This is a genomic window from Vibrio sp. ZOR0018, from assembly GCF_963865925.1.
Taxonomy (GTDB): domain Bacteria; phylum Pseudomonadota; class Gammaproteobacteria; order Enterobacterales; family Vibrionaceae; genus Vibrio; species Vibrio anguillarum.
In genome coordinates this window covers 1-914 of the sequence record NZ_CAWMCN010000145.1, presented here as the reverse complement: position 1 = coordinate 914, position 914 = coordinate 1, and the positions used below count along the sequence as shown (strand labels likewise).

Below are 914 nucleotides of genomic sequence, written 5' to 3'. Positions count from 1 at the left end.
GGAGAGACTTGAACTCTCACACCTTGCGGCGCCAGAACCTAAATCTGGTGCGTCTACCAATTTCGCCACTTCCGCAACTTAACCTGTAGATTCAGTGAATATTGGTATTCATTGAATCGTTGTTATGACCAGTTTATTCGCTAGTCATCTCAATATTGGCAGGGCTACCTGGATTCGAACCAGGGGATGGCGGCATCAAAAGCCGCTGCCTTACCGCTTGGCGATAGCCCTACAAGATGATTGCTCATCTAAATAATGGTGCGGAAAGAGAGACTTGAACTCTCACACCTTGCGGCGCCAGAACCTAAATCTGGTGCGTCTACCAATTTCGCCATTTCCGCAACTTTCCTAAATATTTTTATAAGAAAAACACTTAGGAAATGGTGGCTACGACGGGATTCGAACCTGTGACCCCATCATTATGAGTGATGTGCTCTAACCAACTGAGCTACGTAGCCATTTTTATTCTCTCTTTAAGTTTGCCTTAATGTCGAGAACGGAGCGCATTATGCGGATATGGCTCTAGAGCGTCAATAGTTTTTTTGAATAAATTCTTTGAAACCAACCGTTCGAACTTTTTTTGAACAAAGAGACGTGTTTGTGATCAAAAACGGTTAATAAATCATTAAGCTTATTGATTTTTCCTTGCTTGTCGCTAAGGTTGATTTTGAGAAAAAAACAAAAAAGCCAACAGAATCTGTCGGCTTTAATGGTGTATTAATGGCTGATTAACGAGTTATTTACACGTTGAAGCGGAAGTGGATAACATCGCCATCTTTTACGATGTATTCTTTACCTTCCAAGCGCCATTTGCCCGCTTCTTTAGCTCCATTTTCGCCGCGATATTGAATGAAATCATCATAACCCACAACTTCAGCGCGAATGAAACCACGTTCAAAGTCGGTATGGATTTT

Annotated in this window: 1 protein-coding gene and 3 tRNA genes; all 4 read right to left on the bottom strand. The window is 41.9% G+C overall.

From position 1 onward, the window contains the following. Window positions 1–156: 156 nt before the first annotated feature. Window positions 157–231, bottom strand: a tRNA-Gln gene (locus AACR75_RS16765). 25 nt (window positions 232–256) lie between these two features. Further along, a tRNA-Leu gene (locus tag AACR75_RS16760) sits at window positions 257–341 on the bottom strand. 40 nt (window positions 342–381) lie between these two features. After that, window positions 382–458 (bottom strand) — tRNA-Met (locus AACR75_RS16755). Between the two features lie 282 nt (window positions 459–740). Further along, on the bottom strand, window positions 741–914 hold a 174-nt coding region (locus AACR75_RS16750), incomplete at its 5' end, for a DUF933 domain-containing protein (RefSeq protein WP_156117132.1).